The 2,269-nt window shown below is 62.9% G+C and carries 3 protein-coding genes; 2 read left to right on the top strand and 1 reads right to left on the bottom strand.

The genetic code is table 11. From position 1 onward, the window contains the following. Positions 1 to 351 (bottom strand): TrmO family methyltransferase (locus EN964_RS32240; RefSeq protein ID WP_127277273.1); only part of this gene is annotated, 351 nt, incomplete at its 3' end. 122 nt (positions 352 to 473) lie between these two features. Here EN964_RS32240 and EN964_RS32245 point away from each other — a divergent pair. Both EN964_RS32245 and metF read left to right on the top strand, forming a co-directional pair. After that, entirely contained in the window at positions 474 to 1,481 is a 1,008-nt protein-coding gene (locus tag EN964_RS32245; protein ID WP_023813166.1) for a metalloregulator ArsR/SmtB family transcription factor, read from the top strand. Continuing rightward, positions 1,481 to 2,269, top strand: a 789-nt coding sequence (metF, locus tag EN964_RS32250) for a methylenetetrahydrofolate reductase [NAD(P)H] (protein WP_127277275.1), incomplete at its 3' end; no start/stop codon positions are given. The genes EN964_RS32245 and metF, both read left to right, overlap by 1 nt.

Raw genomic sequence — 2,269 nt, forward strand, 5'->3', positions numbered from 1 at the left:
GGGGCGGGCAGGGGAGCGCAGCGAAAATACACCTTTCGCTTCAGCGGCATGGCGCGGTTTCTGCACAATCAGGTCCCGCGGCGCATGATGCAGCCAGGATAGGATGATGACGTGGCTGGCGCGCTCCAGCCCCTGCAGGCCACTTCGGTAGGCTGTGTCGATGGTCAGCACCGCCTTCTGCCCGGTCTCGCGCGCGGCGCGCATGTTCTTCGGGCAGGTTTCGCGCGTCGTCCATGGCGAGGCAATGCGGCCGATGAAGACGATCCCGCCATCAGGCGGCATCAAGGCCGGATCGTTCTCCAGCCTCTGCTCGCCTTCGCGCGCCTCGAACATCTCACGCGTTTCAGTCATGGTCCACGTCTCTTAAAACGCCACACAAGCGGCATTTTCTTGTCCGGAAGCGACATAGCGCTTGCAAGGTCGCTAAAATCGACATAAACATATGTTTATATCTTTTCAAAGAGAATACGCTGATGCATGTCTCGCTCGACACTATGGTGGATACGTTAAAGGCGGCGGCCGAATCCAGCCGATTGCGCATACTGGCACTTCTGTCGCGCGGTGACCTCACGGTTTCCGATCTTACCGAAATTCTCGGCCAGTCGCAGCCGCGCGTTTCGCGGCACCTGAAGCTGCTTCTGGAGGCCGGACTGATCGGCCGCTACCAGGAGGGGTCGTGGGCCTTCTTCCGCCTGTCGGATGCGGATTCCGCGCGGGACTTCGTCATGGGGCTGGTTTCCGGCATTCGCGGCGCCGATCCGCAGGTCGAGCGCGATCTTGAGCGTCTGGCCTCGGTCAAGCGCAAGCGGCAGGACCGGGCGGTCGCGTATTTTTCCGTGAATGCGGCAAGCTGGGACCATATCCGATCGCTGCATGTGCCGGACCGCGCCGTCGAAGCCGCAATGCTGAAACTGGTCGGCAAGCGGCCGTTCCAGTCGATGCTCGATCTCGGCACCGGCACCGGGCGGCTGCTTGAAATCTTCTCGCCGCTTTATCGGCGTGGTGTCGGCATCGACATGTCGCGCGAGATGCTGACCGTGGCGCGCGCCAATCTGGACAAGGCAGGCGTTTCGAACGCGCAGGTTCGGCAGGGCGACATCTTCGCACCGCCGGTCGAGCGCGATGCCTTCGATCTCGTCACCATCCATCAGGTGCTGCACTATCTCGACGATCCCGCCCGTGCCATCCACGAGGCGGCGCGGCTTTTGCGTCCGGCCGGACGCCTGGTCATCGTCGATTTCGCGCCGCATGCGCTGGAATTCCTGCGTGAGGAACACGCGCATATGCGGCTCGGCTTTTCCGACCGGCAGATCGCCGACTGGTTTTCGGAAGCCGGCCTCGATCTTGAAGACAGTCAGGAATTCGAGCCGCGTGGCGGCAACGAGGCCAGGCTCACCGTAAAACTCTGGCTTGGCCGCGACCGGCGCCTCTTGATCGCCGATCCTTCCAACGACACAAGGCAGATAAGGGAAACCGCCTGATGAACCAGTTCCGCTTTTCCCGCCGCCCCGACATTGGCGACAAGGTCAGGGTTTCCTTCGAATTCTTCCCGCCGAAGACCGACGAGATGGAAGCGAGGCTGTGGGAGACGGTGACGAGGCTGGAGCCGTTGAAGCCGAAATTCGTCTCGGTGACCTACGGCGCCGGCGGCTCGACGCGAGAGCGCACCGCGCGCACTGTAAAGCGCATCCTGACGGAAACCGGTATTCCTGCAGCGGCGCATCTGACCTGTGTCGGGGCAACGCGCGACGAGGTCGACGCGGTCATCCAGGATTACAAATCGATCGGCATCAACCGGTTCGTGGCGCTGCGCGGCGACCCGGCCTCCGGCGTCGGCGGACCGTATCGGCCGCATCCCGGTGGCTACGAGAACGGCGCGGAACTGGTCGCCGGGCTCAAGGCGATTGCTGATTTCGACATCTCCGTCGCGGCTTATCCGGAAAAACATCCGCAAAGCCCCGATTTCGCCACCGACATCGAGATGCTGAAGCGCAAAGTCGACAATGGCGCGACGCGTGCCATCACTCAGTTCTTTTTCGACAACGATCTCTACGAGCGCTATGTCGAGCGCGTCCGCCGCGCCGGCATCTACATCCCGATCGTGCCGGGTATCCAGCCGGTTCACAGTTTCAAGCAGGTCGCGAACTTTTCCGCGAGGGCGGGCGCGCATGTGCCCGGCTGGCTGGCGGAGCGTTTCGAAGGCCTCGACCGGGACCCGCAGACGCATGCGCTGGTGGCGTCGGCGGTGGCGGCCGAACAGGTGATGGGC

It is taken from the genome of Mesorhizobium sp. M7A.F.Ca.CA.001.10.2.1 (assembly GCF_003998575.1).
Taxonomy (GTDB): Bacteria; Pseudomonadota; Alphaproteobacteria; order Rhizobiales; family Rhizobiaceae; genus Mesorhizobium.

What these genes read in the sequence shown, in the direction of transcription:
- EN964_RS32245 (WP_023813166.1), top strand. Translation starts at nt 474, where the DNA reads ATGCATGTCTCGCTCGACACTATGGTGGATACGTTAAAGGCGGCGGCC.